Source organism: Pumilibacter intestinalis, assembly GCF_943193005.1.
Classification (GTDB): domain Bacteria; phylum Bacillota; class Clostridia; order Christensenellales; family Pumilibacteraceae; genus Pumilibacter; species Pumilibacter intestinalis.
The window spans coordinates 112,073-137,969 of the sequence record NZ_CALPCH010000003.1 but is presented as its reverse complement, the minus strand read 5'-3'; the positions used below and the strand labels follow the sequence as shown (position 1 = coordinate 137,969).

16 protein-coding genes are annotated in these 25,897 nt (G+C 50.1%); all 16 read right to left on the bottom strand.

The annotated features are described in order from the left end of the window. Nucleotides 1–19: 19 nt before the first annotated feature. Entirely contained in the window at nt 20–748 is a 729-nt protein-coding gene (locus tag NFR55_RS02410; protein ID WP_251545871.1) for a GltB/FmdC/FwdC-like GXGXG domain-containing protein, read from the bottom strand. A 1-nt stretch (nt 749) separates the two neighbouring features. After that, nucleotides 750–1,979 (bottom strand): NAD(P)/FAD-dependent oxidoreductase, encoded by a 1,230-nt coding sequence (locus NFR55_RS02405; protein ID WP_251545870.1) that lies wholly within the window; start codon nt 1,977–1,979, stop codon nt 750–752. A gap of 1 nt (nt 1,980) precedes the next feature. Continuing rightward, nucleotides 1,981–2,427: a 4Fe-4S dicluster domain-containing protein gene (locus NFR55_RS02400; RefSeq protein ID WP_251545868.1), complete on the bottom strand. Its 447-nt coding sequence runs from the start codon at nt 2,425–2,427 to the stop codon at nt 1,981–1,983. An 11-nt stretch (nt 2,428–2,438) separates the two neighbouring features. Continuing rightward, nucleotides 2,439–3,947: a glutamate synthase-related protein gene (locus NFR55_RS02395; protein ID WP_251545866.1), complete on the bottom strand. Its 1,509-nt coding sequence runs from the start codon at nt 3,945–3,947 to the stop codon at nt 2,439–2,441. 1 nt (nt 3,948) lies between these two features. Next, complete coding sequence (locus NFR55_RS02390) at nt 3,949–5,064, bottom strand: class II glutamine amidotransferase (protein ID WP_251545864.1); 1,116 nt, start codon at nt 5,062–5,064, stop codon at nt 3,949–3,951. A gap of 100 nt (nt 5,065–5,164) precedes the next feature. Continuing rightward, nucleotides 5,165–6,985: an ammonium transporter gene (locus NFR55_RS02385; RefSeq protein ID WP_251545862.1), complete on the bottom strand. Its 1,821-nt coding sequence runs from the start codon at nt 6,983–6,985 to the stop codon at nt 5,165–5,167. Between the two features lie 24 nt (nt 6,986–7,009). Then, a complete protein-coding gene (gene nadE / locus NFR55_RS02380) occupies nt 7,010–7,732 on the bottom strand; it encodes an NAD(+) synthase (protein ID WP_251545859.1) in 723 nt (240 codons plus the stop codon). After that, entirely contained in the window at nt 7,722–9,812 is a 2,091-nt protein-coding gene (locus tag NFR55_RS02375) for a glutamine synthetase III family protein (RefSeq protein WP_251545857.1), read from the bottom strand. The genes nadE and NFR55_RS02375 overlap by 11 nt, the downstream gene beginning before the upstream one ends. Before the next feature lie 289 nt (nt 9,813–10,101). Further along, on the bottom strand, nt 10,102–11,043 hold the full coding sequence (locus tag NFR55_RS02370) for a DUF1861 family protein (protein WP_251545855.1): 942 nt from the start codon (nt 11,041–11,043) through the stop codon (nt 10,102–10,104). After that, entirely contained in the window at nt 11,030–16,324 is a 5,295-nt protein-coding gene (locus NFR55_RS02365) for a hypothetical protein (RefSeq protein WP_251545853.1), read from the bottom strand. The genes NFR55_RS02370 and NFR55_RS02365 overlap by 14 nt, the downstream gene beginning before the upstream one ends. Nucleotides 16,325–16,423: 99 nt before the next feature. After that, nucleotides 16,424–19,420, bottom strand: a complete 2,997-nt coding sequence (locus NFR55_RS02360; protein ID WP_251545851.1) for a hypothetical protein — start codon at nt 19,418–19,420, stop codon at nt 16,424–16,426. 63 nt (nt 19,421–19,483) lie between these two features. After that, on the bottom strand, nt 19,484–20,998 hold the full coding sequence (locus NFR55_RS02355; protein WP_251545849.1) for an RCC1 domain-containing protein: 1,515 nt from the start codon (nt 20,996–20,998) through the stop codon (nt 19,484–19,486). Between the two features lie 39 nt (nt 20,999–21,037). Beyond that, nucleotides 21,038–22,792 (bottom strand): ABC transporter substrate-binding protein, encoded by a 1,755-nt coding sequence (locus tag NFR55_RS02350; protein WP_251545847.1) that lies wholly within the window; start codon nt 22,790–22,792, stop codon nt 21,038–21,040. A 34-nt stretch (nt 22,793–22,826) separates the two neighbouring features. Beyond that, nucleotides 22,827–23,753, bottom strand: a complete 927-nt coding sequence (locus tag NFR55_RS02345; RefSeq protein WP_251545845.1) for a carbohydrate ABC transporter permease — start codon at nt 23,751–23,753, stop codon at nt 22,827–22,829. Between the two features lie 20 nt (nt 23,754–23,773). Next, the gene (locus NFR55_RS02340; RefSeq protein ID WP_251545843.1) at nt 23,774–24,724 is read right to left on the bottom strand and encodes an ABC transporter permease; all 951 of its coding nucleotides are present in this window, start codon (nt 24,722–24,724) and stop codon (nt 23,774–23,776) included. A gap of 1 nt (nt 24,725) precedes the next feature. After that, nucleotides 24,726–25,769, bottom strand: coding sequence for a glycoside hydrolase family 130 protein (locus tag NFR55_RS02335; RefSeq protein WP_251545840.1), 1,044 nt, complete (start codon nt 25,767–25,769; stop codon nt 24,726–24,728). Between the last annotated feature and the right edge of the window lie 128 nt (nt 25,770–25,897).

Here is a 25,897-nt window from a genome sequence, read left to right as displayed (position 1 = left end):
AATAAATTTTGTAAACTTTTCAATTATCGGTGTACATACGTTTATACGGATTTTCGCTGTTCGGCGTCAGCACAAAATAGTCGGCGTCGAGCAAATGGTCGGCGTTCATATCATCAAAATATTTGCAATAGTCATCTATTATTCCTATCAGCTCAGCATCTTTGTTGCCGCATAACTTTTCGGCGCGCACTTGCGACGGAATTCTATGTGGCAAACTTTTACAGCGTAAATATATTTTACCGCCGTGCATACCCGTACCGCAAAAATTGTTTATTATAGGCAAACCGTCGTCATTTTGACCGAGTACGACGATAATTCCCCCCGCCTGATATTCCCCAAGAAACGATCCCGCTCGACCGCCTATTACGATGACCGGCTTGTATTCCATATACGCTTTCATATGAATACCTGCACGGTAGCCTGTATTGCCGTGAACATAAATTTTGCCGCCGCGCATAGCGTAACCGGTAGCGTCGCCGGCATTACCGTGTATAACTATCGTACCGCTGTTCATAGTGTCGCCCGTAGCGTCCTGCGCGTTAGCATAGACATAGATCTCGCCACCGTTAAGATACGCGCCCAATGCGTTGCCGGGAGTACCGTTTATGACTATCTTTTTATCCGATACCCCCGTGCCTATATAGCGTTGACCGATACAACCGTTCAAAACAGTTTCTTTATCTACCGCATCTCGTATTCTTTTATTGAGCATTTGAAAATTCATATTCTCGTCAATATTGATTACCATATTACACCATCCTTGCAAGTTTGCATTTTCTCGTTTCCTCGGAAAACGCCATAAGCTGCGGCTCATCAAATAGCAAAGCTTTGTCCAACGTGTTCAAATCGGTTTTATTACGGATAAGCGAAGTGTATATTCCCGCTCGTGCTATATTTCCGATTAAAATAAAACCGACAAGCCGGTTATTCTTAACAAACAATTTTTTATAACCGTCTTTATACTTTTCTTGCAAACACTCGCCCTCATATACTCCCGCACTTAAAACGTGCAACCCGAAAAAGCCTACGGCGTTCATCGGAATACCTATTTCGAAAGAGTTTTCTTCGCCCGCCAAATTTATTCCTGCGCACCTGCCTTGAAAATACGCATTGGGAAGAATAGCGAGCACGCGATTCTTGTCAATCGAACTGTCGTAACCCTCCGCACAATCGCCTGCCGCATAGACGTCGGTAAGCGAAGTCTTACATTGCGCATCTATGACTATTCCCCTATTGCAATCGCCGCCGGCATCCTTTACAAGCTCCGCGTTCGGAACAACGCCAACGGCTATAACCAGAATATCAAACGGGATTTCCATTCCGCTTTTTAGTTTTGCATATTTTTCGGCAAACTCTGTAACTCTGTCGCTGAGCACAAATTTTATACCACGCTCCTGCAATTTGTTCTGCACAAACGCCGCACCCTCGCTATCCAATACCGACGGAAGAACTCTGTCGGCAAGATCGACCACGGTAACGCTTCTCACCCTTTCCAAAATACCTTCGACACATTTCAAGCCTATAAGCCCCGCACCGACCACAAGCACGCTTTTGTCTTTTGCAAGTACACTTTCAAGCGCGAGCATATCGTCGTATGTCATAAAGTTAAAAACTTTTTTAACTTTGTCTATCCCATCCATTTTCGGCACGAACGGGCGCGAACCCGTTGCAACGAGGAGCTTATCGTACTCGACGTTCTTTCCGCTCTTTAAAACAACTTGTTTGTCGGCGGTGTTGATTTCCGTTGCCGTTTCACCAAGCATTAACTTTACGCCCATTTTCTCGTAAAAATCTACGGGACGGTAAAGCATATCCTCTCGCTTTATATCGCCTTTCAAATAATAAGATATCGTAGGTCTGCCGTAGCAGTGATGCTTTTCCGACGAAACGACTGTTATATCGCCCGACTTGTCAATCGTGCGTATTCCCTCGATTGCGGCGATGCCCGCCGTGGAATTGCCTATAATAACGTATTTCATTTCAATCACGCTCCTCGAATACGATTGCACCGTTCGGACAATACTTTACGCAAGTTGGCATATCCCTGCCGTTGTCGGTGCAAAGCATACATTTTTGCGCCGCCTTTCCGCTCGCATCCGGCATAATAGCACCGAACGGACAAACAAGCACGCAAGTGAAACAGCCGACGCACTTATTCTTATCTATCACCACCATACCGTCATCCGACTTAGAAAGCGCGCCCGCAATACAGCTTTGCACGCATATCGCGTTCGTGCAATGGCGACAATTGACGGCGAAATGGACGTCTACCCCGTCATCGCCCTCTACCTTGATTTTCGGAACGTATCGGTCTAATTTTCCTTTCAGCTTAAACATTTCGTCCAAGCCGGAGCCGGCAAACATACATTCGTATTCGCACAGCTTACAGCCAAGGCAACAGTTTTCGTTGACATAAATTCTTTTCATATCCGCTTCCCTCACATATCCTCGCCTGCGTGACGTATCCCGAGCACCTTTAACTCGGCGTCATTCAGTCCTACGCCGCGAAGCATCAACCTATTTCCACGGAGCGCTTCGATAGAATTCAACCCCATACCGCCCATCATTTCTTTTATTTCGTGATTCCACGCGGTTATGAGATTGACAAGCCGCTTATAGCCGATATCGGGATTGAGACGCTTTACCAAATCGGGACGTTGGGTAGCTATGCCCCAATTACATTTGCCGGTGTGACAACTACGACACAAATGACAGCCGAGCGCCAAAAGTGCCGCCGTTCCGATATAACACGCATCGGCACCAAGAGCGATTGCCTTAACTACGTCCGCACTCGAATGAATAGACCCGGCAACCACGACCGAAACGCTGTCGCGTATTCCTTCCTGCCGTAGTCGTTCGTCCACACGGGCAAGAGCAAGCTCTATGGGAATACCTACGTTGTCGCGTATTCTTGTGGGCGCCGCGCCCGTACCGCCGCGAAATCCGTCTATTGCTATTATATCTGCGCCCGAGCGCGCCACGCCCGACGCAATAGCCGCAACATTGTGTACGGCGGCGATCTTCACTATGATAGGCTTACGGTAATCGGTTGCCTCCTTGAGAGTGTAAATCAGCTGCCGCAAATCTTCTATCGAATAAATATCGTGGTGCGGAGCGGGAGAAATGGCGTCCACGCCCTTAGGTATCATTCGCGTTTTTGAAACGTCATCGGAAATTTTTATTCCGGGAAGATGTCCGCCTATACCGGGTTTTGCGCCTTGCCCCATCTTTATTTCGATTGCCGCGGCAGCCGCAAGATAATCGGCGTGTACGCCGAACCTACCCGAAGCCACCTGCACTATCGTGTTGTTCCCGTACTTGTAAAAGTCTTTATGCAATCCGCCCTCGCCCGTGTTATAAAAAATACCTAGCTCTTCGGCGGCACGCGCCAAACTTTCGTGAGCGTTATAGGAAATAGATCCGTAGCTCATTGCCGAAAACATAATCGGCATATTGAGCTTCAATTGGGGCGCAAGCGTGTCTATAAGTCTACCTTGATTGTCGCGCTTGATTTCCGCATCCTTTTTGCCGAGATATACGCAGGTTTCCATAGGCTCGCGCAAAGGATCTATCGATGGATTGGTTACTTGCGATGCGTTTACCAAAATTTTATCGAAATATTTGGGATAATCGTTGGGATTGCCCATAGACGAAAGAAGCACACCGCCCGAGTTTGCCTGTCTGTACACCTCATTCATTGTCTGCATAGACCAATTGGCATTGACTCGATAAACATCATCCGACTTGACGATTTTTATTGCGTGCGTATGACACAGACAGACGCACCTGTGACAATTTACGCATTTACTGCTGTCGGCAATCATCTTGCCCAAATCATTATCGAATTTATGTACGCTGTTCGCACATTGCCTTTCGCACACACGACAACCGATGCAATATTCCGCATTACGAACGACCTCGTATTCGTTAGGAATGAACGTATCCATATTATTCGTCCTCCCTTAATGTATAAATTACAGGCTGTCCGCCCGCCGGTGCGAAAATCTTATCGAGATCAGGCTCAATTACGCGAATTCCGCACTCTTCCGACGATATATATGCGAGATCGCCTTTTTCGGCGCAAACCATAGAGCGTAGCTTTAACCTATCGTTGAGAGCCATAATTCCGCCTTTAAAACCGAAAATAATGGAGAACGGTCCGTTGATCAAAAGCGACGGAAACGCCTTTCTCAAAAAGGTTTCCTCGCGCTTTTCCTCCTCGCTCTTTTCTTCGATAGTAGACCAGAACGACGCGGAAATCACTTTTGCGATCTCTTGTAAAGTCAATTTTTTCACGCGGATAAGGTAGTCGATTATGTATGTTATAACTTCCGTATCCGTTTGTAGCGAGCACTTATATCCGAACATTTCGATATACCGCCTGTTCGCGTCATAAGAGGATATTTCGCCGTTATGAACTACGGAATAATCCAAAAGCCCGAATGGATGCGCGCCACCCCACCATCCGGGAGTATTTGTCGGATATCTGCCGTGTGCCGTCCACGCATACCCTCTATATTCCTCATCCAGCAGATAAAACTTACCTATGTCCTCCGGGTAGCCGACGCCCTTGAAAATGCCCATATTTTTTCCGCTCGAAAATACGAACGCGCCGTCTATTTCGGCGTTTATTCGATTTACGCATTTTACAACGTACTGCTCTTCATCCATAAGCGAATTGTTCAGCTTTTTCGAAAGCGGATACAAAAAGTAACGGTAGATAATCGGCACGTTTGTTATGCTCTTTATTTTGCGTGTTTTCATCTCAGACGAATAGACGATTTCAAAATGTTTATTCAAAAAATCTTCCGTTTCCTTCCTCGACTGAAAATCGTTATAAAACAGATGAAACGCATAATAATCCTTATAATCGGGATAAATTCCGTAGCCTGCAAATCCGCCGCCCAAACCGTTGGAGCGATCGTGCATTGTAGCTATCGAGCGTATGATATTTTCGCCCGTCATTGTCTTGCCGCTTCTGTCTATAATTGCGCTGACCGCACAGCCGGAAAGGACCCTTACTTCACCTTCAAGCGGTGCATTGTTCAAATTACTCTTAAACATTATATTTATCCTTTTTTTCGCTCGATTTCTAAGTACCCGAAAGCCGCACAGCCAAATAATACTGCACGGCTCCCGAATAATTTGATTGTGAGCAAAATTGTTAGTCTGTAACCTCGTTGGAGAGTGCCGCTTTGCCCGTCTCGCCAGTGCGAACGCGCATCACATTTTCTACGTTGCTTACAAAAATCTTACCCGCGCCATAATTTCCGTCGGCAAGAACCTTTTGCGCTACGGCAACCACAAGCTTGGGATCGACTTCGGAAACAACAACCTCCACTTGAATTTTGGGAAGAAGGTGCATAGAAGTTTTAACGCCTCTGTATTGCCCCGTCTTGCCGCTTTGCGCTCCGCAACCCATTACGGTAGAAACCGTCATGCCTGTAACGCCTATCTGTGCCATAGCGTCTTTGAGCGTTAGGAACTTGTCTTGGCCGGTAATAATCGTTACTTTAGTGTAGCTTTCGGCTGTGTTAGGAACAAGCTCTATATTTGCAGGCTGAACTCCGCTTACATCCACAGTTGCGCCCTCGCCGTCATAGGAAGGCGCAGTGGGTAAAAAGTCTGCGTACGCACTGTCAAGCCCGTGTTCGGAAATATCCAGTCCCGCCACTTCGTCGTCTGCCGAAGCACGAAGCCCATTCCATGTCTTGCCGATCTTGATTGCCTTAATAAGCCCGCATTTTTCTTTGATCATTACAGGAATATACTTGATACCACCAAAGATGAGAATCATCAACACAACGGTCCACGCTATAATTGCAAGAACACCCGCAAGCTGTATGCCGAGCAAATATCCGTTTCCGCCGTAGAACACACCAAGCATTGACTTGTCGATAAGATTCCCCGCAGCATCAATACCCGCCGCACCGCTTTGGAAATCTACGCAAGCAAAGAAACCGACCGCGATTGTTCCCCATATGCCGTTTGCACAGTGTACCGCAACAGCCCCCACGGGGTCGTCTATATGCAATTTTTTATCCAACAGTTCCGCCACGACAACAACAAGAATTCCCGAAACCGCGCCGATTACCGTTGCGCCAAGAGCGTCAACGGTATAGCAGCCTGCGGTAATCGCCACAAGTCCGGCAAGCGATGCGTTAAGGCACATAGACACATCTGGCTTTTTGTTCTTGATCCAAGTGAATATCATACACACGACTGTTGCAATAGCCGGCGCTATGGTTGTTGTCAGAAAGATGTTAGCAAGTGAGCTTAACGACGTCGCCGCCGCGCCGTTGAAGCCGTACCAACCGAACCAAAGGATGAAACAGCCGAGTGCGCCGAGCGTCAGGCTGTGACCTTGAATCGCGTTAACCTTTATAACTTTTCCTTCCGCATTGCGTTCGTACTTACCGATACGGGGTTTGAGCATAATTGCACCGATAAGTGCAGCGATACCGCCTACGGTGTGGATACAAGCCGAGCCGGCGAAATCGACAAATCCCAAATTTACAAGCCAGCCGTTGCCCCAAACCCAACCCGCTTCCACGGGATAAACTACGAGAGAAATGAGCGCCGAATAGATGCAGTAAGAAATAAAACGCGTACGCTCTGCCATTGCGCCCGAAACAATAGTCGCCGCAGTTGCACAGAATACAAGGTTAAAAACAAAGCTCGAAGCATTTTCGGCAACGAAAGTTGAAAAGTCGCTGAACAGTCCCATCGTGGGCACGCCTATAAAGCCTCCGACCGCCTCCTGCCCTATGAGCAGAGAAAAGCCGAGAAGCATAAACACAACCGTACCGATACAGAAGTCCATCAAGTTCTTCATTATAATGTTGCCTGCATTCTTGGCACGGGTAAAGCCCGTCTCCACCATTGCAAAGCCGCATTGCATAAAGAACACGAGTGCGGCACCTATCAGAAACCAAATGCTGAAAGCATAGTCACCGACAAGTGCATAGATTTGTTCGTCCAACATATATTTTCTCCTAAAAATGTAATACTATTTTAATGTGGCAGGCATATTTCTTTTATGCTCCGACGCTTGATGCATTTGCTCAATCTTGCGAACGGTTTCATAATCGATGTTTGTCATATCGCCGCTTATATAGTCATCGAGAGCGACATAGGTAAACCCAAAGCTATCTTCATCGGTCTTACCGCACAAGCCGTCCGACGGCGTCTTTACAACATACTTTTTATCCAATCCGAATTGATCGGCAAGCAGTTCACCGAGAGCCATAACTTCCGTACAGGTTAAATGTGCGATGGGATTGAAGTCGTATGCGCCGTCACCCCATTTGGTTGTCCAACCTACATATGCTTCACTTGCGTTACCGGTACCGATAACCCTATATCCGAGCGACTGAGCAATCGCATACAAAACGGTCATTCGAAGTCTCGGCGCGACATTCGTCTTTGCCTTATCGGTAATACAACGGCAATTCTCGACCGCGTTGACAAGTGAGTTGTAAGTAGTATTGATATTGACGACACAATGTTCGATGCCAAGAGTCTTAACTATATTAAATGCATCGTCTATATCTTTTTGAATTCCGTTCGGCATGAGTACGCCGAATACTTTGTCACCCCAAACTTTCTTTGCAAGCATAGCAACCGTTGTGCTGTCTTTGCCCCCACTTATTCCAATGACTACGCCGCGACACTGTGTATTATCTTTGTACCGGCACAACCATTTCATAATTTCCGATAACTTATTTTGCATATTTAACTCTGTATAACATATCACTGTATGAAGGATACGGCCAATAGTTGCTTGCCGCAAGTTTTTCGGCTTCGTCCGCTACCGTGCGCACGTCTTCCATATCGGGAATAATCGTATGAGCCATCGCTTTGGATGCGGCTCTTACGTCGTCTTTATCTATGTTCGCCAAATCGCCTTCCAATTTGCGCACCGCCGTAAACAATTTGTCATTAAGCGTCGCAAGCTCGGTAATAAGAGTGGTTTCCGCAAGCGAAGGCGCACCGCTTACCGCCGACTTCTTTGTCGTGAGATTTGCGCTGAGCTTCGCAACGTAATCGGAAAGAGCGGGTATAATATCTTGTTTTGCCATATCGAGCATAGTAAGCGCTTCTATATTGATTATCTTACTGTAGTTTTCGAGTGCGACTTCGCCTCGCGCAACCGCTTCCTGCTCGGTATAAACACCGTTACGAACAAATACGTCTATATTTTTCTTTTCAAAGAATACAGGCACCGCATCGGCTGTGTTTTTGTTGTTCAAAAGTCCTCTTTTCGCCGCTTCGGGTTCCCAATCGGGACCGTAGCCGTCAAGGTTGAAAATAATACGATAATGCGCCTTTAACTCGCGCTTGATGATTTTATTCGCCGCAGCTTCGATATCTTTCGCTTTCTCGAGCTCATCGGCAAAAGCAGCAAAGGCGTCGGCAACGATTGTGTTCAACACAATGTTAGGATCGGCAACGTTTGCTTGTGAGCCGGGCATACGGAATTCGAATTTATTGCCGGTAAACGCAAACGGCGACGTACGGTTTCTGTCGGTTGCATCTTTTGGAAATATAGGACTTTCCGGAACGCCTATACTGCCTTTTTCCGCCTTGACGGGAACATAGCTTTCCCCTTTTACAATACAATCGACAAGCGCTCCCAGTTGATCGCCGAGATAAACCGATATAATTGCGGGCGGCGCTTCGTTTGCACCCAATCTGTGATCGTTGCCGGCAGAAGCAACCGACGCACGCAAAATTCCCTGATAATCATCCACAGACTTAATAACCGCCGCAAGCACCAGTTTGAAAAGCGTATTATTCTCCGGCTCTTTACCCGGATTAAGGAGATTTAAGCCCGTATCGGTAGACATCGACCAATTGTTATGCTTGCCGCTGCCGTTTATCCCCTCAAAAGGCTTTTCGTGCAAAAGACAAACAAGCCCGTGCTTTTCGGCAACCTTTTTCATGATTTCCATAGTGAGCATATTGGCGTCGACCGAAATATTGCTCGTAGTGAATACCGGAGCCATTTCGTGTTGCGCGGGAGCCACCTCGTTATGCTTGGTTTTGGATAGAATCCCGTAACTCCACAGTTCGGCGTCCAAATCGCGCATGTATGCCGAAATTGCGGGTTTAAGCACACCGAAATAGTGATCTTCAAGCTCTTGCCCACGCGAAGCCGGTGCACCGAAAAGAGTCCTTCCGCATAAGCGCAAATCTTTTCTCCTTTCGTAGTCCTCTGCCGAAATAAGGAAATACTCCTGTTCCGGACCTACTGTAGTAGCAACCTTTTTGCACTCTATACCGAATAACTTCAATATTCTCTTTGCTTGTTTGTCGAGCGCCGACATGGATTTTAACAGCGGGGCTTTTTTATCAAGCGTTTCGCCGGTGTACGATACGAAAATAGACGGTATGTAAAGCGTTCCGTCTTTCACAAATGCGGGCGACGTCGGATCCCACGCCGTATAGCCGCGCGCCATATACGTTGCACGTGATCCACCAGACGGAAAACTCGACGCGTCGGGTTCGCCCACTATTAAATTTTTACCCGAAAATTTCATTATAACGTGATCGCTTTCGGGCTCTATGAAGCTGTCGTGCTTTTCGGCGGTAAGCCCCGTAAGCGGCTGAAACCAATGCGTGAAATGTGTCGCGCCCTTCGATATTGCCCACTTTTTCATAGCGGAAGCTACAGAGCCCGCAATAGCAGTATCCAGTGGTTTACCTTCCTCTATGGTTGCGCGTAATGCTTTGTACGTATCACTGGGCAAAGTATCCTTTTGCACCGCATCGTTAAAAACATTCTCTCCGAAATTTTCAGGTAATTTCATTTGTTTACTCCTTTCAAACTGTTTTTATTTTACGGTATTAAGTATAATCACACTATAATATAATGTCAATCAATAGGCCTACACTTGAGATTTGTATATTTTAGTCTTTGATATAAGCTCACATTATATCATAAAAAATTGGAACAGCTTCTGCTATTCCAATTACATTGTTACCTTGACTTGTCCTTTTAGGTGCGTTCGATTGATATTTATTGTTTTTCATATTCTCCCTATGGAACACAAACCTTATTATAAACTATTATAAATTATTACATTCTGTTACAAAGTATTACGCGAATGGGTCGGGAATTTCGGCGCACCCCACGTTCACGTCGCCGAGTCCCGACCAAACCGTGGCTTTGCCGCCGCAATCGGGCACTATGCCCGCGGTAAACGTAACGTCGGTTAAATCGGGGCGTTTGCCCTCCGCGGCGGGGAAACAGTCGCGCGATATTATCATCTTAACGGCGCTTGCCTTGAGCGTTTCGGGGTTGAAGCGGAACGCCATGCCGTAGTAATGAAGCCTCTGTTCCTTGCCCTCGTAGGTGCGGGAAGCTATATGCCCCACAACGCCCAACTCTCCGTTTTCCAACAGCATGGCATGGTTACAGCCGCCCCACTCGTCGGGCTTGAAAATATCTTCTATAAACGGAGCGGACTCCATCATTTCGGGATTTAGGTCGGCAAGGCTGTCGGCAACCGTAAATCCGATTTTGGCAACGCAACCGTATTCGTCAAGCATTTTTTGCCCCTGCGGACGGGTAAACACTCCTATTTTTCCGTTTTTGAGCTGAACAAGACGAATATCTTTCATAAGTTTGGGTCCGCGAGTTATAAGTTCTATATCTTCAAGACTTTTCATGCGGTAAAACTCGGTGGTCCAAATGCAGTAGTCGGTGAAATACTCCACCTGAACGCCGCCCAAAATCACCTCGTTGTTTATTATGGAAACGAACGGGTCTTGCAAATTGAGTATCTTAGACGGAACGGCGTGAAATACGCCGTTTTTTTCTTCGAAGAAGCGCACGTGCGAGCGTTCGTCCCGTCGCTTCTCCACTCTGCCCGCGATATAGCGTTTGCCGCCGAGCGTGAACGGCACAGACGGATTGTATACGTCGTAACCGTCCACGCCCTCGAACGTGCAAATCTTTGCGCCTTTCACCTGCGAGCGGTCGAACGCTTCGTAAAGCTCTTTACAAGACTTCGCGCTATTACTGTTATTTGTTTTCATTTCTTTTCTTTCTCCTTGCAAGTATTGCGGCGGATATCGCGAGCAGTGCCGCGCCGCCAATCGTGAACTCCGCTCCGTATGCCGAACCGCAACCGCATCCGCTTTGCGAGCCGTCGTCCGCGCCGAGCATAAACACCACCACCGCGGTGTCGCTGTTGTAATAGTTGTCGCCGATTGCGGTAACCTCTATGGCATATTCGCCGTCAACCGCCAAAACGGAGAAATCGTAACTCGTGCCGGTAACCGTTTCGGAAATGAGAACGCCCACCTCGTTGCGTATCACAACGCTGTATTTCGTTGCGTGCTCCACGGCGTTCCAACTCGCGGTTTTACCCGACACTCTCACCGTGGGAGTTGCGAGTTCGCCGAATACGGGCGTGCCGCGCCCCTCGGTCATTTCAATCACTCGCGCCGAACGAATATTCACCACGGGCGAGTTTGTTATGACGTCGCCCGTTGCGCCGAACAGTATGCGCACGTTGTGCTTGCCGGTTATGCGTTCCGAAGGTCCGTCCTCTCTCGAGGCGAGCACACCGCCTATATCGAGAATAATATCCGAAAAATCAAACGTGTTGTCGCACAGGTAATATACTTTGCCGTCTATGTTTATCTGCAAATAGTATCCGCCCAAATTCTCCGAGCCGAATTTTATTTCGAGCACGGGGCTCTTGTCGAAATCGAGAGTGAACGCGAGCGAAGCCACGTTGCCCCAGTTGGCGTTGTTGGGTACGATTATTTTTGCCGTGCCGCTCTCGGCGTCGTATTCGCCGTACGCGCCGTTGTTGGTGCTCGTCATGGTTGCGAACGACCTCGGCGTAAATCTTGCGGCAACACCCGTGAAGAACTCGAAGCGCACCGTTTCGCCCGTGAGATAAACAGCATCGTCGCCGAGCGCGGTAAGCTCCACGGAGTGGTTAAACGCGGTAAGCCCAATCGAGGCGAGGTCGAAGCGGGCTTGCTCGGTTTCGCCCGAAGCAATAACTTTGTTGTTGTCGGCGTCGGTAATTTTGTAGGAATACGCGGTTACGTTTTCCACCTCGTCCCACACAATCGCCGAACCTTGCATTTTGATATTCGCGGGTTTTCCGAGAGTTACCGACGGCACGTCGCCTTGCTTAAACGCTCTTCTGCGCGGCGACGACGATATTTTACCGTCCGCTTCGGCTACTATATACATATTGTATACGCCCGTGGGAAGCCCGAGCGCGGAAAGCGAAATGCTCGCCGACTCCGAACGCCCCTCGCCCACTTTTTTGTTTTCGGAGTTAAGCACGGTGTAAGAGTATCTCGTTGCGCCCTCCGAAAGAGTTACTTTCACGGTGTTGGAGTTCACGTCGAACGAAGCCTCGGGCATTTTGAGTTTGTGCAAAAACGCCACGGAGTTGAGAGTGAGCGCAAAGCCCTCGCCCGTTGCTCCTATTTCTATCGAAAATTCGTTCTCCGTCCCCTCGGCAAAGCCGCACAGCGTGCCGAGGTCTATTTCCACTCTGCCCGTTTGCGTACTGCCCGATTTGCCGCCGTAGTTGAACTTTCCGCTCGCGGTAGTCACGTTTACGTACCAGCCGCCGTTTTCTATGCTCTCCACGTCGAGAACCAAATACGGAAGATATTCGCGCACCGTAGAAATTCGGGAAGAATAAAGTCCGTTGCTGAACGCCGCCGCCTCGCGCACGGTAACTCTGCCGTCGTTGTCAACGCTCACGCTCGACGGATTTTCGCCGCGTTCCCACGTTGCGATTTCGCGCGTGTACACGTTGCCCCACTGCGGAGGTATCACAGAATACGAGGTGGCGAGGTCGCGCACGGTTATGGAGTTGCCGCCGCCCTTTACCTCTATATTTACGTATACGTTTTGTTCGCCGCGCAAAGCGTTGTTAACCGCTTCCGCCACGTTTACCGTGAACGGATTGCGCAAATCGTATTGTTGACTCCAACCGCGCAAAACGTAAGTTTTGTTTTCGGTAAACGGTTTGAGCGTTACGCGCCACTGCGCGTTTTTGGACACGCTTATAACTCTTATGGCAAGCTGCGGGTTACGGTTAAAGTCCACTATAAACTTTCCGCTCATGCCGCCTATGCTCGTTTGAATAGAAACGTTGTCGTCGTTTTTGATTACGGCGCGTTTGCTTGCGTCAAGCGTGAGCGAAGCCGCCGCGCCGCCCTGCGCTTTCACAAAGTCGAGCCACGCTTCGTCTTTAACCGTTGTGCCCCAAACCGGCAGTTGGTAATAGGTGTTTACCGTTCCGAACACAACGGTGTCGTCGCTTCCCACAACTATGCGCACGTTGGGAGTTCCGCTCTTTTCCACGTTGGGATACTTACTGCGCATTGCGGGCATTATTTCGATATTTCTGCGCTCCGAGCCCGAGTATTCGCCCAAACGGTACACGGTGTCATCGCCCTCGAAAATCACGCCCACGTAATACGGGGTGTTGGATACGGGCATGAGCGATATTACGGGATTTTGCCCGAGGTCGCAGAAAATTTTGGGGCTTAACGCCGCGCCGCCGCTTATCTCGGTTTTGCCTTCGTTGTTGTAAGAAAGAGTTCCGCCGCTCGGCGTCCACATGCTCATCCATACCGCCGCGAACTCGCGCCCCCATTCGTAAGAGTCGGGTTCTTCGAGCACGGGCGTGGAATACATGTGGTAAACCGATACGTCCGAAACCTCCACCCACGCGCCGGCGCCGCCCGTTGCGGCAATCTGCACCGAGCTTAAATGCGCACCCTCGCGGAAAAACGTGCGGTCCTCTTTCTTGAGTTCTTCGTTTATATAAAGTTCTATTTTTCCCGTAGCCGAATTGTCTTTCACCACATACGTGCCCGTGGGTTCTTCCATGCCGTCTACGTAGATTTTAATCGCGTACTGATTGGACGCGCCCGTCACATTGAGTTCGAGCACGGGCTCGCGCGAAAAGTCTATATAAAACAGTTCGCTCGTGGCAAAGCCGAAATTGCGGTTTTGCGGTATGGTTACCCGCATGGAGTTTCCGCTCACCGAGGTTGTTGCAACGTGGTCGCTGTCGGGGTAACTGTTGTGCCATTGTTTGGTTGCCTCGCTCCAAGCCGACTGCATTTCGCTTACGTCGGCGTATTCGAGCGCGGGAGATTTAACCACGTTCATCACGCGCACGCTTATTTCCGACTTTTCCACCACTCCGCCCGCAAGCGTAAGAGTGGCGGTCATAGTGCCCACGCCGTTGCGCAGTTTTTCGGTGTCTATCGAAACGGGTGCGCTCGGCGCGGTCTTGCCGCCGTACAGCATTACTCCGCCGAAATCGAGAGTTATTTTGTCAACAGCCGCGCCGTCGGGCAATTCGACTTTCAAATCGGCTTTCACAGTACCCGAAACGCTGTCGCCCGCCGAAACAGTCTCGCCGCCGTCGGTAGTGAGCGTAAGGTCTATCGCTCCGCGGTCCTGAGCTATAAACTCGCCGTCGCAAGAATAAACCGACCCGTTTTTAACCACCTCTTTGCCCGCGGGTATTTCCGCCAATATCACCGTTTGCCCCGCGCTAAGCGTAATTTTCACCTCCGTTCCGCTTCCCTGCGCCGAAACGTAGTCTTTTTCGAGGGTGTCGTAAAGCCTGCCGCCCGCCGCAGAAAGCGTTACGCTTACCGTCTTGCTCTCCTCGTAGGGGTTGTAATACATGTTAAACGGAATACTGCCCGCTCCGAACACGTCGAGCGCGTTCAAGTCGGTGCGCAGTATCATTGGCACGTCGGTCGCGAAAATAGTCGCGCCGAACAAGCCCGAATGAGCCGCTCCGTATAAGCCGTAATCGGTGTCGCCGCCCCAGTCGAACGTGAACGCGTCGCCGCTCGCGTAAGGAGTGCGCGAGTTATCCCACTCGGTGGTGCGCTTGCCGTCTTTCCACACCACGTAACGGCGGTATTTTCTGAGTCCCTCGTAGGGCAGAAACGAAGCGCGTTCGTCGTCGGGTCCGAACCAACGACCCGACTGCGTATAGCCGTGCCACACTCTGTTCCCGTCGTAGGTTTTGTATTCGCCCGTGAGGTCGTAATTTTCGGGATAGTATTCCTGTGCGCTTCTGCTCACGCAAAGCACCCAACGCGAAATATCGCGGGCAAAACGGGCGTCGTACTTGAGCATAGGACCGAAGCCGAGCATTGCGTCGAAGGTGTTCATCGCAAACGCGTAACCGTCGCCGTCGGTGAGCGAACCCATTAAGCCGTTTGTGTAATGAGCGCCCCAATTCTCGTTTATCATGCCCCAGCCCGAACGCACGCGGCTCGAGCCGTCCAAAGTCCAGTTAATCATTTTGGCTACGTTGTAGTTGGTGCCCTGCTCGGCGTTCATACGCGCGGCAAGATAGGGCGCCAAAAAGGTGAGAACCTCGTAAAACGGCGAAAAGTCTATGCGCTCGAGATAGTCCATGCTCCACTTTGCGGCTTCCAAAAACTCGGCTATTTCCGCATCTGTCGCATACGGAGTTTTGCCTTCCGCTTTGAGATTTTTGTTGAGCGCATACGCCGAATACAGTATATACGCCGTGCCCGCCGCCGCGTCGGGTTCGTACCAGTTGCCGTCGAACGGCTCGTTTTTAATCAGGTTGTAAGATGTGTGGTAAAAGTCCGCGCTTGCGCCGCCCATGCCCACAACCGCCTTGCGCCACTGACGAGCGGATTTGGTTATCATATCCGATAAATACGTTTCGGTGGGCGCGTTGTCCGCAAGCACCGAAAACAGCACGCCCGGCAAAAGCTCGTACCAAAAAGTTACGCCGCCCTCGCCGCCTGCGCCGCCGTTGAGAACCACGTTGAGTTTGTTGTCCGCCTGAAAATACTCGGTGCACGATTTTACGAGATTAAACGTGTTGCCGTTGTATTCGTAGTTGGTCATATCCATGCCGCAAAGCGCACCGCTCATTACGGCGGCTATCACGGTTATGCCCTCGCCGATTTGGGTATCGCTGTTTTTACCGATATACGGCGGTATGCTCCAAACCTGATTCCCCGTTTCGCCAAAGTACGCGTCTATGTTTTTGCCCACGGTAAAACGCGCGATTTTACGGTTTTTGCCGTCTTCGTCGTACACGTTGCTTTCGTCGAGCACATAGTTCAAAAAGTCTATAGTGGTTTGTTTCCAATCCTTATATTTATATTGCTCTTCGGTGGGCAAAGTAAGTTCCTGCATAAAACTTATCTTTTTATCCACGGTAGCCGCCGCTTGAGCGGGCAGCGCAAACGTAGTCGCGCCCGCCGCCGCAGAGAGCAATATGCTCACTATAAGCATTGCCGTTATCATTTTCTTTTTCATGCCGCATCCTTCGGTATCTTCTGCGATACCATTTCCGTCAGTCGAATTTTACAGTATCGAAAGAGCAAGTCGAACGGCTTGCTCTTTCGAAAATTGCGTTTATGCCTTGATTTCTTCGTAATCGGCAATTACGATTTTCGTAATCTGATAAGTTCTCGTATTATTTTCGCTGTTTGCGCCGCCGAAGCCTATGCCGAGCAAGAACCCGTTTTCGCCGTTAAACGTGGTAAACGTTACGCGTTCGAAAAGATTGGTTTCCACGATAATATCGCCCGTAGCTATTGAGGTATCGCCTCTGCCGTCTTTCCAAACGAGGTTTTGTTTTTCTTCGCCGCTTTCGGTATCTTCAACGGTTTCGTAATGGAAATATCTCGAAGTGAACGCAGGACCGCCGGTTACCTCTCCGAAATGGAATTCGAGTGCGCTTATTTCGCTGAGTCCGTTCTTATCGGCAAGGTCGCCGGTGAGAAGCGCCATTTTGAGCATGCCCCAATCGTTATCGGAAGAAATCTTGAGAGCCTTTCCGTCGGGCTCGGCTTTTATGGTGTTGCCGCCGCCCACGTGTTCCGCCGTGTAGTTGCTGAAATCGTCTACAACGAGCCGCCGAGTGTATTTTATATCCATCGTTGCGGCTTCGCTGTCGGCAAAGAACGGTTTGGTATCGTCGGAGTACGTATCGCCCTCCGCCACTATGGAAACGGTGTAGGTTTTGCCGCTCGTAAGCTCAAGGCGCGAAAGCATGATTTGCGGAAGCTCCTGTTTTGTAAGCTCGGCTACAACCGCTTCGGGATTGTCTTTTTCGGCAACCTTAATGCGATACGTGGGAGCGTATTCGGCGTTGCCCGCAACCGCGTTAGCCTTAACGGTTGTGCGGTCGTGAATGCTCATACCCGTAGGGCGGGCAAGTTGCGTAGGTGTTTCGGGACGGGGAAGCGCGCCCGTTGCGTAAATCTGTACAATTTTGATGCCTTTGAGATATGCCGTAGTGCCGCCGCCCGTTACGCCGAACTGGAACTTAAAGCCGTTCTTTTCGCCTACTCCGAGCTGGTTATTATCCGAATTCCAACCGCCGCGAATGGCAAGCACGGTTTCGGAACTTATATCCGCCACGGTATCGTTGTTGGTGTTGAATTCGCCCTGACCGTCCCACGACGCTTTTGCGTAATACGCTTTGCCGCCTTCCAAACGGGCTACCGTTACGAGCACTATGGGATTGCGAGTAAAGTTTACCGAAACGCCGTCTTTCATTCCTATCGCGCCCCAACCTTTCACGCTGAGCGTAGGCTCTGCGTCGGAGTTCTCGGGGTCTGTGGTTTCTACGGGTTCGTTGATTATAGAAAGCCCGCTTGCGGCGTCGTATTTTGCCTGCACGCCGTTACCGGTGGAAACGAACATTCCACCCTCGGCGGTGCTTATTTGTTCGGCGGCGTAAGATTTCAATTCTTCCACCTTAAAGTCGAATACGCCCGCGTCGCTGTCAAGCGCGTTCGCGTCGAGCGGATTAACCGCAACAACGGAAAGTTTGTATTCGCCTGCGGCAAAACCTTTCAAATCGAATGCGGTTGCGCTGAGCGAAACTTTTTCGCCTACCTGTGCGCCCGTGTCTTTGTTCTTTACCGTTACCTCGTAGCGTTTTGCAAAACGCACACCGTTAAAGCTCATTACTCCGAACGCATCAATGGTCATGCCCGTGGGCGTAGCCAATTTGGTAGGTTCGGTGAGTCCTTGCTTATAGTCGGTTACGTACATAACCGTAACGCTCTTGTAGTCCGCGCTCGCGTCGTTCGCGGTGGTGGTTGTGGAGTGGTCCACTCCCAATCTAAGCGCAACCGAACGCATTCCGGTATAGTCCTCCGCGTCGCCGCCCTCTTTTACAACCTGAGCTATTATATCCACTGTTGCGGACTCGGTGTTTTGAGTGTCGCGCAAGCAGTTGACTTTGTTGCCGTTGTAGAAAAGTTCCATGTGATAGCCGCCCACAACGTCGCCCATTTCCAAGAACACAACGGGTTTTGAGTCCCAATCAACGGTTACGTCGGGACTGCAAACGCGTCCCCAACCGTCGGCGGTGGGCTGAACGCGGGCGTAATCGGTGCCGTTCACCGTTACTTTGCTCGCCTTGCCGTGCTCGCCGCGAGGCATGTTGCCGTCGAACGAAGCGATATCGTCGGGAAGGAATTTAGCCGCAATTTCAACGGTGAACTCCTTGCTTACAACCGCGCTTTCGGTCGTGTTGTGGCGATTGCTCGTAGACTGAATTTCAGCTATATAACTGCCGTCCGAAAGTCCCATTGCGGCAACTTTGAGCGAGTTTTTGCCAAACTGCGTATTAACGTCTACGGTTGCGCCGTTAGCCTTGTTTTTGATAACCGCTTTGTAGCCGCGAGCGTTGTTTTCGTCCCACTTTATTTCGCCGCCCTCTATTTTGAGATTGACGGGTGCGGCGAGTTCGCCCATAGACTCTATGGTTATGTTTCCTCTGCCGAAGCGACCGTTCGCGATTTCTTCGGTTTCTTCGAGCACGCAAGCCTGCACTTTAACTACAAGGTTTCCGCTCGGCCACGCGGTTGTATCTATTTCGGTTTCCACGAGTTCGGCGTTGGAATACACCTCTTCCGTACCCTTCGTTACCTCAACCGCATAGAAATCCGCTCCCGATACGGGCGACCAACTCACAAGCTCGCGCCCCGCCTCGTATACTATATCCGTAACCGTGGGCAGTCTTCCCTCGGTTTCGGTTACGGTAACGTCTATCGAGGACTCTGCCGACTCTTTGAACGCGCCCGCAACGGCGTTTGCTTTCACCGATACTTTGTATTCGCCCGCGGCGAAATCTTTCATATCGAACAACGCTTCGGCAACTATTTTGCTCACGTCTTGCACGTCGCCCTGTTTAACCGATACGGTATACTCTTTAGCGTTGGGAACGGCGTTCCACTTTACCGCGTCGTTCTCAAACACAAGCCCGGTGGGCGCGTCGAGCGCGGTAAGTTCCTTTTCTCCGTCGTCTGTGTCGCCGCAACCTACGAGCGCAAAACCGCATACGAGCAATATCGCGCAAATCGTTGCTATAAGCGACGTCTTGAATTTTTTCATTTCTCCTCTCCTTCAAAAAATTTTTTTATCGTTATCGTCCTTTCGGATACGAATAACTTCTTTTTACTTTTGTTCGGCAAGCGCGCGTTTGCGCCCTATCCGCTTCTTTATTTCCAAATATATCAGTCCCGCCGCGCCCAAGCCGAATATGATAATAAGCGCGATTGCGGGCTTTAAGAGATAGTTTTTTTGCTCCACCGTTTTGTCGTAGTTGGAATTGCGGTAAAGCGTGGCTCGCACGGGCACGGTGCAGTTGGTTATATCGCCGCTCGCCGTCAAGCCGTTTTTGTTGTTGCCCCAGCTCCACATTTTTCCGTTTTCGTCGAGGCAAAACGTCCTGTCGCCCGACGACCCTATTCCCGCCGTGATTTTCACCTGCGCGGGCGTTGCGGTATCCACCGGTAAAGAGCCTTGAAATTCCGTCTTGTTGTTTTCGGTAATATCGTAAATGGAACGCGGCTCGTAAAAGGTAATTCTCACGGGACGCAACACGTTATTAAGACTTACGGGTGCGCTTTCGCCGAGCGAGCTTAGCGGAAAGCCCGATTTGCCGTCGCCGCCGCTTCCGAACGAGTACACGTCGCCCTCTGCGGAAATCACGAAATTCGTTATTCCGCCGCAAAGAATATCCGCCGCCGTAACGCTCTCCTCTTCGCCGTTCGGCGAGTAGAATTTATCCACTTTTACGGGCGTAGCCGAATATTGCATGCCGTCCGCTTCGCCTATTCCGAGCTGATAAAAGTTATTCTGACCCCAAGCATACACCTCGCCGCCCGCAAGAGCCATTGCGGTTGTGGAACGCGCCGAAATTTTGGTTACGTTTTCAAGCGAGGTTTTTTGCGGAGTAACTGCTTTGTAAGCAACGTCTTCGTTACCCGAGCCGAGCTGACCGTGTTGGTTGCGCCCCCACGAGTATACGCTGCCGCTTGCGGTGCGGGCAAACGCCGCGTATTCGGTGCACGCTATTTCCTCTACGGCTTCGCCGCCGAAATTTTCACGCGCGAGCTTTACGGGCGTGCCCTCAACTTCCTGCCGCCCCGTTTCGCCGCCCGTGCCGAGCTGACCGTGCTGGTTGCTTCCCCAGGAGTATACGTCGCCGTTTTCGGTAAGCGCGAACGAATTTCTCGCGCCGGCCGCCACGCTCTTTATTTTTTCGGGCAATTCCACCTTTGCGGGCGTTGCGTTATACGCCGCTTCCGACGAAAATCCCGCGCCGTTTCCGAGCTGACCGTACTGGTTGTTGCCCCAAGCGTATACCGTTCCGTCGGTTTTGAGCGCGAGCGCAAAGCCTTCGCGCCCCGTTTTAACCTCTTTCACTCCGTCGAGAATTTGCGCCGGCACTATCCGCGCTTCCGTTCCCGCGTTGCCGCGCCCGAGCTGTCCGCTGCCGTTATTGCCCGACGAATACAGTTTGCCCTCTTTGTCTATATACAAAGAAAAGTCGCTTTCGCCGGCATAATACGCTATCTCGTACCTGTCGGGCACTATTTCGTCGGCATGAGCCGTTACCGCGGTTGCGGCTAACGCTACCGAGCATATAAGAGCCCATATCAGCATACGTATTCCCGTTTTTTTCAATTACTCGCCGCCTCCTCGTGTTTTCTCGCTCGCAGCTTTTCAGCCCTGACTGTCTATAAATTGCTGCAACTGATATATTACTTCGTTCTTGATTACCGTGAGAGCCGACTGTAGCGACGAGTCGTCGTACCTTTGCGAAAGTTCGGCGTTCCACTTGTTTATGGGGTCGGATATCTGTCCGAGCATATATGCTTTTTCTTTCGCTCTGTTCTCGCTTATTTTGGCGTTGGCAAGAGCGGTCTGAAGCTCCTGCGTGCGCTGGTGGTTGAACGAAAATCCCGAATACGGTATGCCTACGTAGCGGTCGCGGTCATACATGTATTCCATATACTCGCGCACTTTGGGGTCGGACGCTTCGTTAACGCGAATATAGTTGGGGTTCCAGGTCAACAGATATGCGGGGAACAGATAAGCGTTCCCAAGCGACTGCACAACGGTGTTTTCTATCGCGTTTCCGTTGCCGTCTTTGGCTTCGTCCCAATGTTTGCCCTTAATGCCGTACTGGAACAAGTCGTGATTTTCGCGCGACGAAAAAAGCCAGTTCATAAACGTGAGACACTTTTCCATTTTGTTCTTGCTCACCGTTACGGGTATGCAAAGAAAGTTCCACGCCTTAAAGTCGGTGCGGGCGTAACCCGCCTTTTTCTCGCGCAACGCCTGCTCGTTTACGAATATCTCGAGTTCCGCCGCATTGCCGCACTGGCTTTTGAGCGCGGCTTCCACGTTGTTGAAATTGTTTATAGTCTGCACTACGCAACCGCCCGTACCCGCTTTGAACCGCGCGTCCGAATCGGTTACCGACAGCACGTCTTTGGATATTATACCGTCTTGCGCCCATTTGTACGCAAATTCGTAATCTTCCTGCCATTTGTTGTCGTAGGTGTTGAAACCCGCGGGATAGCTCGAAAGCCCTTTGGGAGCGTCTTCGCGCTCGTCGGTCACGTTAGCCGCAACCACCTCGCCCTCGTCTATATAAGCCGTGGCGGTAATATCGCCCGAAAGCACTATTTCCTGCTTAATTCCCGCCTTGGTAAAGTCGCCCGCCGAGTGCGACGGCAGATTGCGCGAGTTGATTACGTCCCACGCGCCCCAAGTCGCGTTGCTGTTGGAAAGTATGGGAGTTACGCCCGCTTTATGGTCGCGCACCCAATACAGATAGTATTGCAACTCGTCGAAATCGTCTATTCCGTCGGTTAAGTCGGCGTAAGTTACGGTCTTGTTGGACGAATTGTATTTCACGCCGTCGGGCATTTTGTAAGCCGTATCGGCGGCGCACTCTTTGCGCCAGTCTTTGCGGATATACGCCACGGATATCTCGCCGAAAGTTTCGGTGAGCGGTATTCCGTACAGTCCGTTATTGAAGAAATTGTTTTTGAGATACTCGTCGTCGAAATTCGCGCTCAATCCCTCGTACTTGCTTCCTTCCTTAAAGTAATCGTACAGATTGTAGTAGTAACCTTTTTGCGCGAACTGATTGAGATATATCCAGTTTGCGTCGAAAACCATATCGTAATTATTTTGCTTTGCCGACATGGCGAGGTTGAGTTTTTGTTTGTACTGGTCCTGAGTATCGAAAGTAAACTTTACGGTAAGTCCGAGTTCGGGGCCGTAAGTCGTGTTGAAATAGTTCACCACTTCGTCGAAACCGTCGGGCGTGCTTCCCGTATCGCTCCACAAAAATATGCGAACTTCGGAGCTGTTGTCGCCGCTACCCGCGCCGTCGCCGCACGCCGTTACCGAAAACAGCATGAGCACGGCAAGTATCGAACAAATTACGTTGCGCAGTTTTTTCATTTTGTTTGCCTCCTTAAGATATATCTTGTTTGTTTCAGCCTTTTACGCCGCCCACTCTGAGCCCCGCCACAAAATACTTTTGCAAAAACGGATACAGGAGCACTATAGGTCCTATGGTTACTATGGCGGTTGCCAGTCTGAGCGTGTTTGCCGGCACCGACACCATTCCCGGCGCGAGTCCGCTTGCGCCGAGGTTGCTCGCCGCCGATATGCTGTTTACCATTCGCACTATATGATACTGCAAAAGGTAGAATTTTTCGTTGTCCATATAAAGCGAACTCGCCATCCACTCGTTCCAATACGACAGGGCGGAAAACAGTCCTATCGTGGCGAGAGCGGGCAGAGAAAGCGGAAGAACTATGCGGAACGCTATCGTTAATTCGCTCGCGCCCTCGAGCTTTGCCGACTCCACCAACGCTTCGGGAATATCGTTGAAAAAGTTTCTGAGCAAAAACATGTTCCACACGTTGAACGCCGACGGCAATATATACACGAGCAAATTGTTTTTAAGATGCAAATAGTTGGTTATGAGAATATAATAGGGTATCAATCCACCCGAAAATAACATTGTGAAATAGTATAAAAAGTTTATGGCGTTGCGGTATTTGAGCTTTTTGCCGGAAAGAGCATACGCCGCAAGCGCGGTAACAAGCACGCTTATGGCAGTACCCGCAACCGTCACGCCTATAGTCAAACCGTACGCAAACAGTATATCGTTAGACTTGAAAAGCGTTTTGTAAGCGTCGAGCGAAAATTTGCTCGGTATGAGTTTGTACCCCTCTCGCACGAGCGTGGTTTCGTCGGCGAACGACGATATCAGCACCTGAAAAAACGGATAAAGGCACGCCGCGGCAAACAGCGCGGCAAACGCGTAGAACACGCCAAGCATTATTTTGTCGCCTGTGCTTTTGCCTATTTTGCTCTTTACGGGCGAGCTAAGCAGCGATTGTTGCCTCTGCATTTTTTCTTACCTCCTCTATCCTAAAATACCGCGGCTTCGGGCGAATGACGCCGAGCAAGCCAGTTGGCGAACAGCACGAGCGCAAAGCCCATTACCGACTGATAAAGTCCTATTGCGGCGGTGCGCCCGTAGTTTGTGAACGTGCGCAGCGCGCGGTATACGTAAGTGTCTATAACGTCGGTGGTGGGATATAGCAGAGCGTTGTCGCCTATAAACGGATATATCATGCCGAAATCGCCCTTGAAGATGTTGCCTATGCTCATTATAAACATCAGTATCACTATGTTTTTTATAAGCGGCAACGTAATCTTAAAAATGCACCTCAATCTGCTTGCACCGTCTATACGCGCCGCCTCGTATATCTCTTTGTCTATTCCGAGTATAGCCGCCATATATACTATCGCTCCCCAGCCGGCTCCCTTCCACAACCTTATAAGCACGAACGCAAGCGGCCACATATCGGGCGAAGAGTAAAACGGTATGGACGAGCCGCCCATTCCCGTTACGGCTTTGTTCAATATTCCGTCTACCGAGAAGAAAGCCACAGAAAACAACGCGATTGTTGCCCACGACACAAAGTTGGGCAGAGTCATGAACGTTTGCGCAACGCGCGTGAACCACTTGTTTTTAATCTCGCTCATCACTACGGCGATTATCAGCGAACCCACAGTACCCGTTATTATAAACAGCGCGTTCAGATACAGCGTGTTCAGCGTTACGAGCAGCCAACTCGAACTCGAGAAGAAAAACTTGAAATTTTCCATTCCTATCCATGCCGATTTGAAAAATCCGAGCATGGGGTCGTAATCCTCGAACGCTATTACTATGCCTATCATGGGCAAATACGCAAACACGAGCATGAATATAAGCGACGGCAACAGCAGTAAGTAAATCCATCGGTTTTTGACTATATCCCACCGCTTTACGCGTTCTTTGAACGGTCGGCGCGTTTGCACATTGGGAAGCGACATATTACTTTCCCTCCTTGAGCTGTTTGAGTATCTGTGAAACCGATATTTCGGCAAGGCACACGTATTTATCCGCCGCGCCGTAATATACCCGAAGCATATCTCCGCTGCGTATGCAACCGCATGCAAAAACCACGTTAGATAAAAATCCTTTTTGCTCGTAAGCGTTTATCGGTTCCATTATGGGACTAACCGTTCGTGCTAGCACCATATCGGGGCGTTCGGAGTCCAAAAGCACTGCGCCCAAACAGTATCGGTCGTTTTCGTCCGCACCGTGATAGAGCACCAACCACCCGTCTTCCACTCGCATGGGCGTGCTCGACACCCCTATGCGCGCACTGTCCCATCCCGACTGTCGCACCGTCATAATGCGGCGGTGATTACCCCAATAAGTCAAGTTATCCGACTCCGCTATCCACATTTCGGGATAGGCGAACGCCGACGTTGACGGTCGGTGTATCATATTATATTTTCCGTTTATCTTCTCGGGGAACAATACGGCGTCCTTGTTGTCGGGGTGCAATATGTTTCCCATCTTTTCGAAATTCACAAAGTCGGAAGTGCGGGCAAGCACCGTGCATATGCCGCAATCGGATATAGCCGAATAGGTGATATAATAAACGCCGTCTATAAACGTGATGCGAGGGTCTTCCACTCCGAACTTTTCGTATTCGCCGTCGGGTATCAGGCATCGCTCGGGGTGAAGAGTAAAGTGTTCGCCGTCTTCGCTCGTTGCCACCATAAACAAACTCATGCTCGTGAGATAATTGCGGTTTTTGCCGCGTATGGTGCGCACGTCCGAAAAATCATACCGCTCGTCCGACGTATCGAAACTGAGCAGTTTTATTTTCCCGTTATCGGCTACGGGCACGTGAACCGTTCCACGCTCGCCGCTCTCCGCCCGCTCCGCAACGCGAACGAGCAAAAGCGGCTTGCCCTCGAATAAAGTAACGCCCGGATTAAACGAGCCTATCACTCGGAAATTTTTTCCGAGCGGCGGCACAGCCTCGGGCGTTATTATAGGATTTTGCGAACTGTATTTAACCATCACTTTCTCCCATTGTCGATATCGCTTTTTCTCCTCGTCCTTTAGTTTAACTCATTTAATCCGCGTTAATTCTTATTTGTACGAGGTTTGTGTTTTTTGATTACAAAAACAGTATATCACCCCCCCCC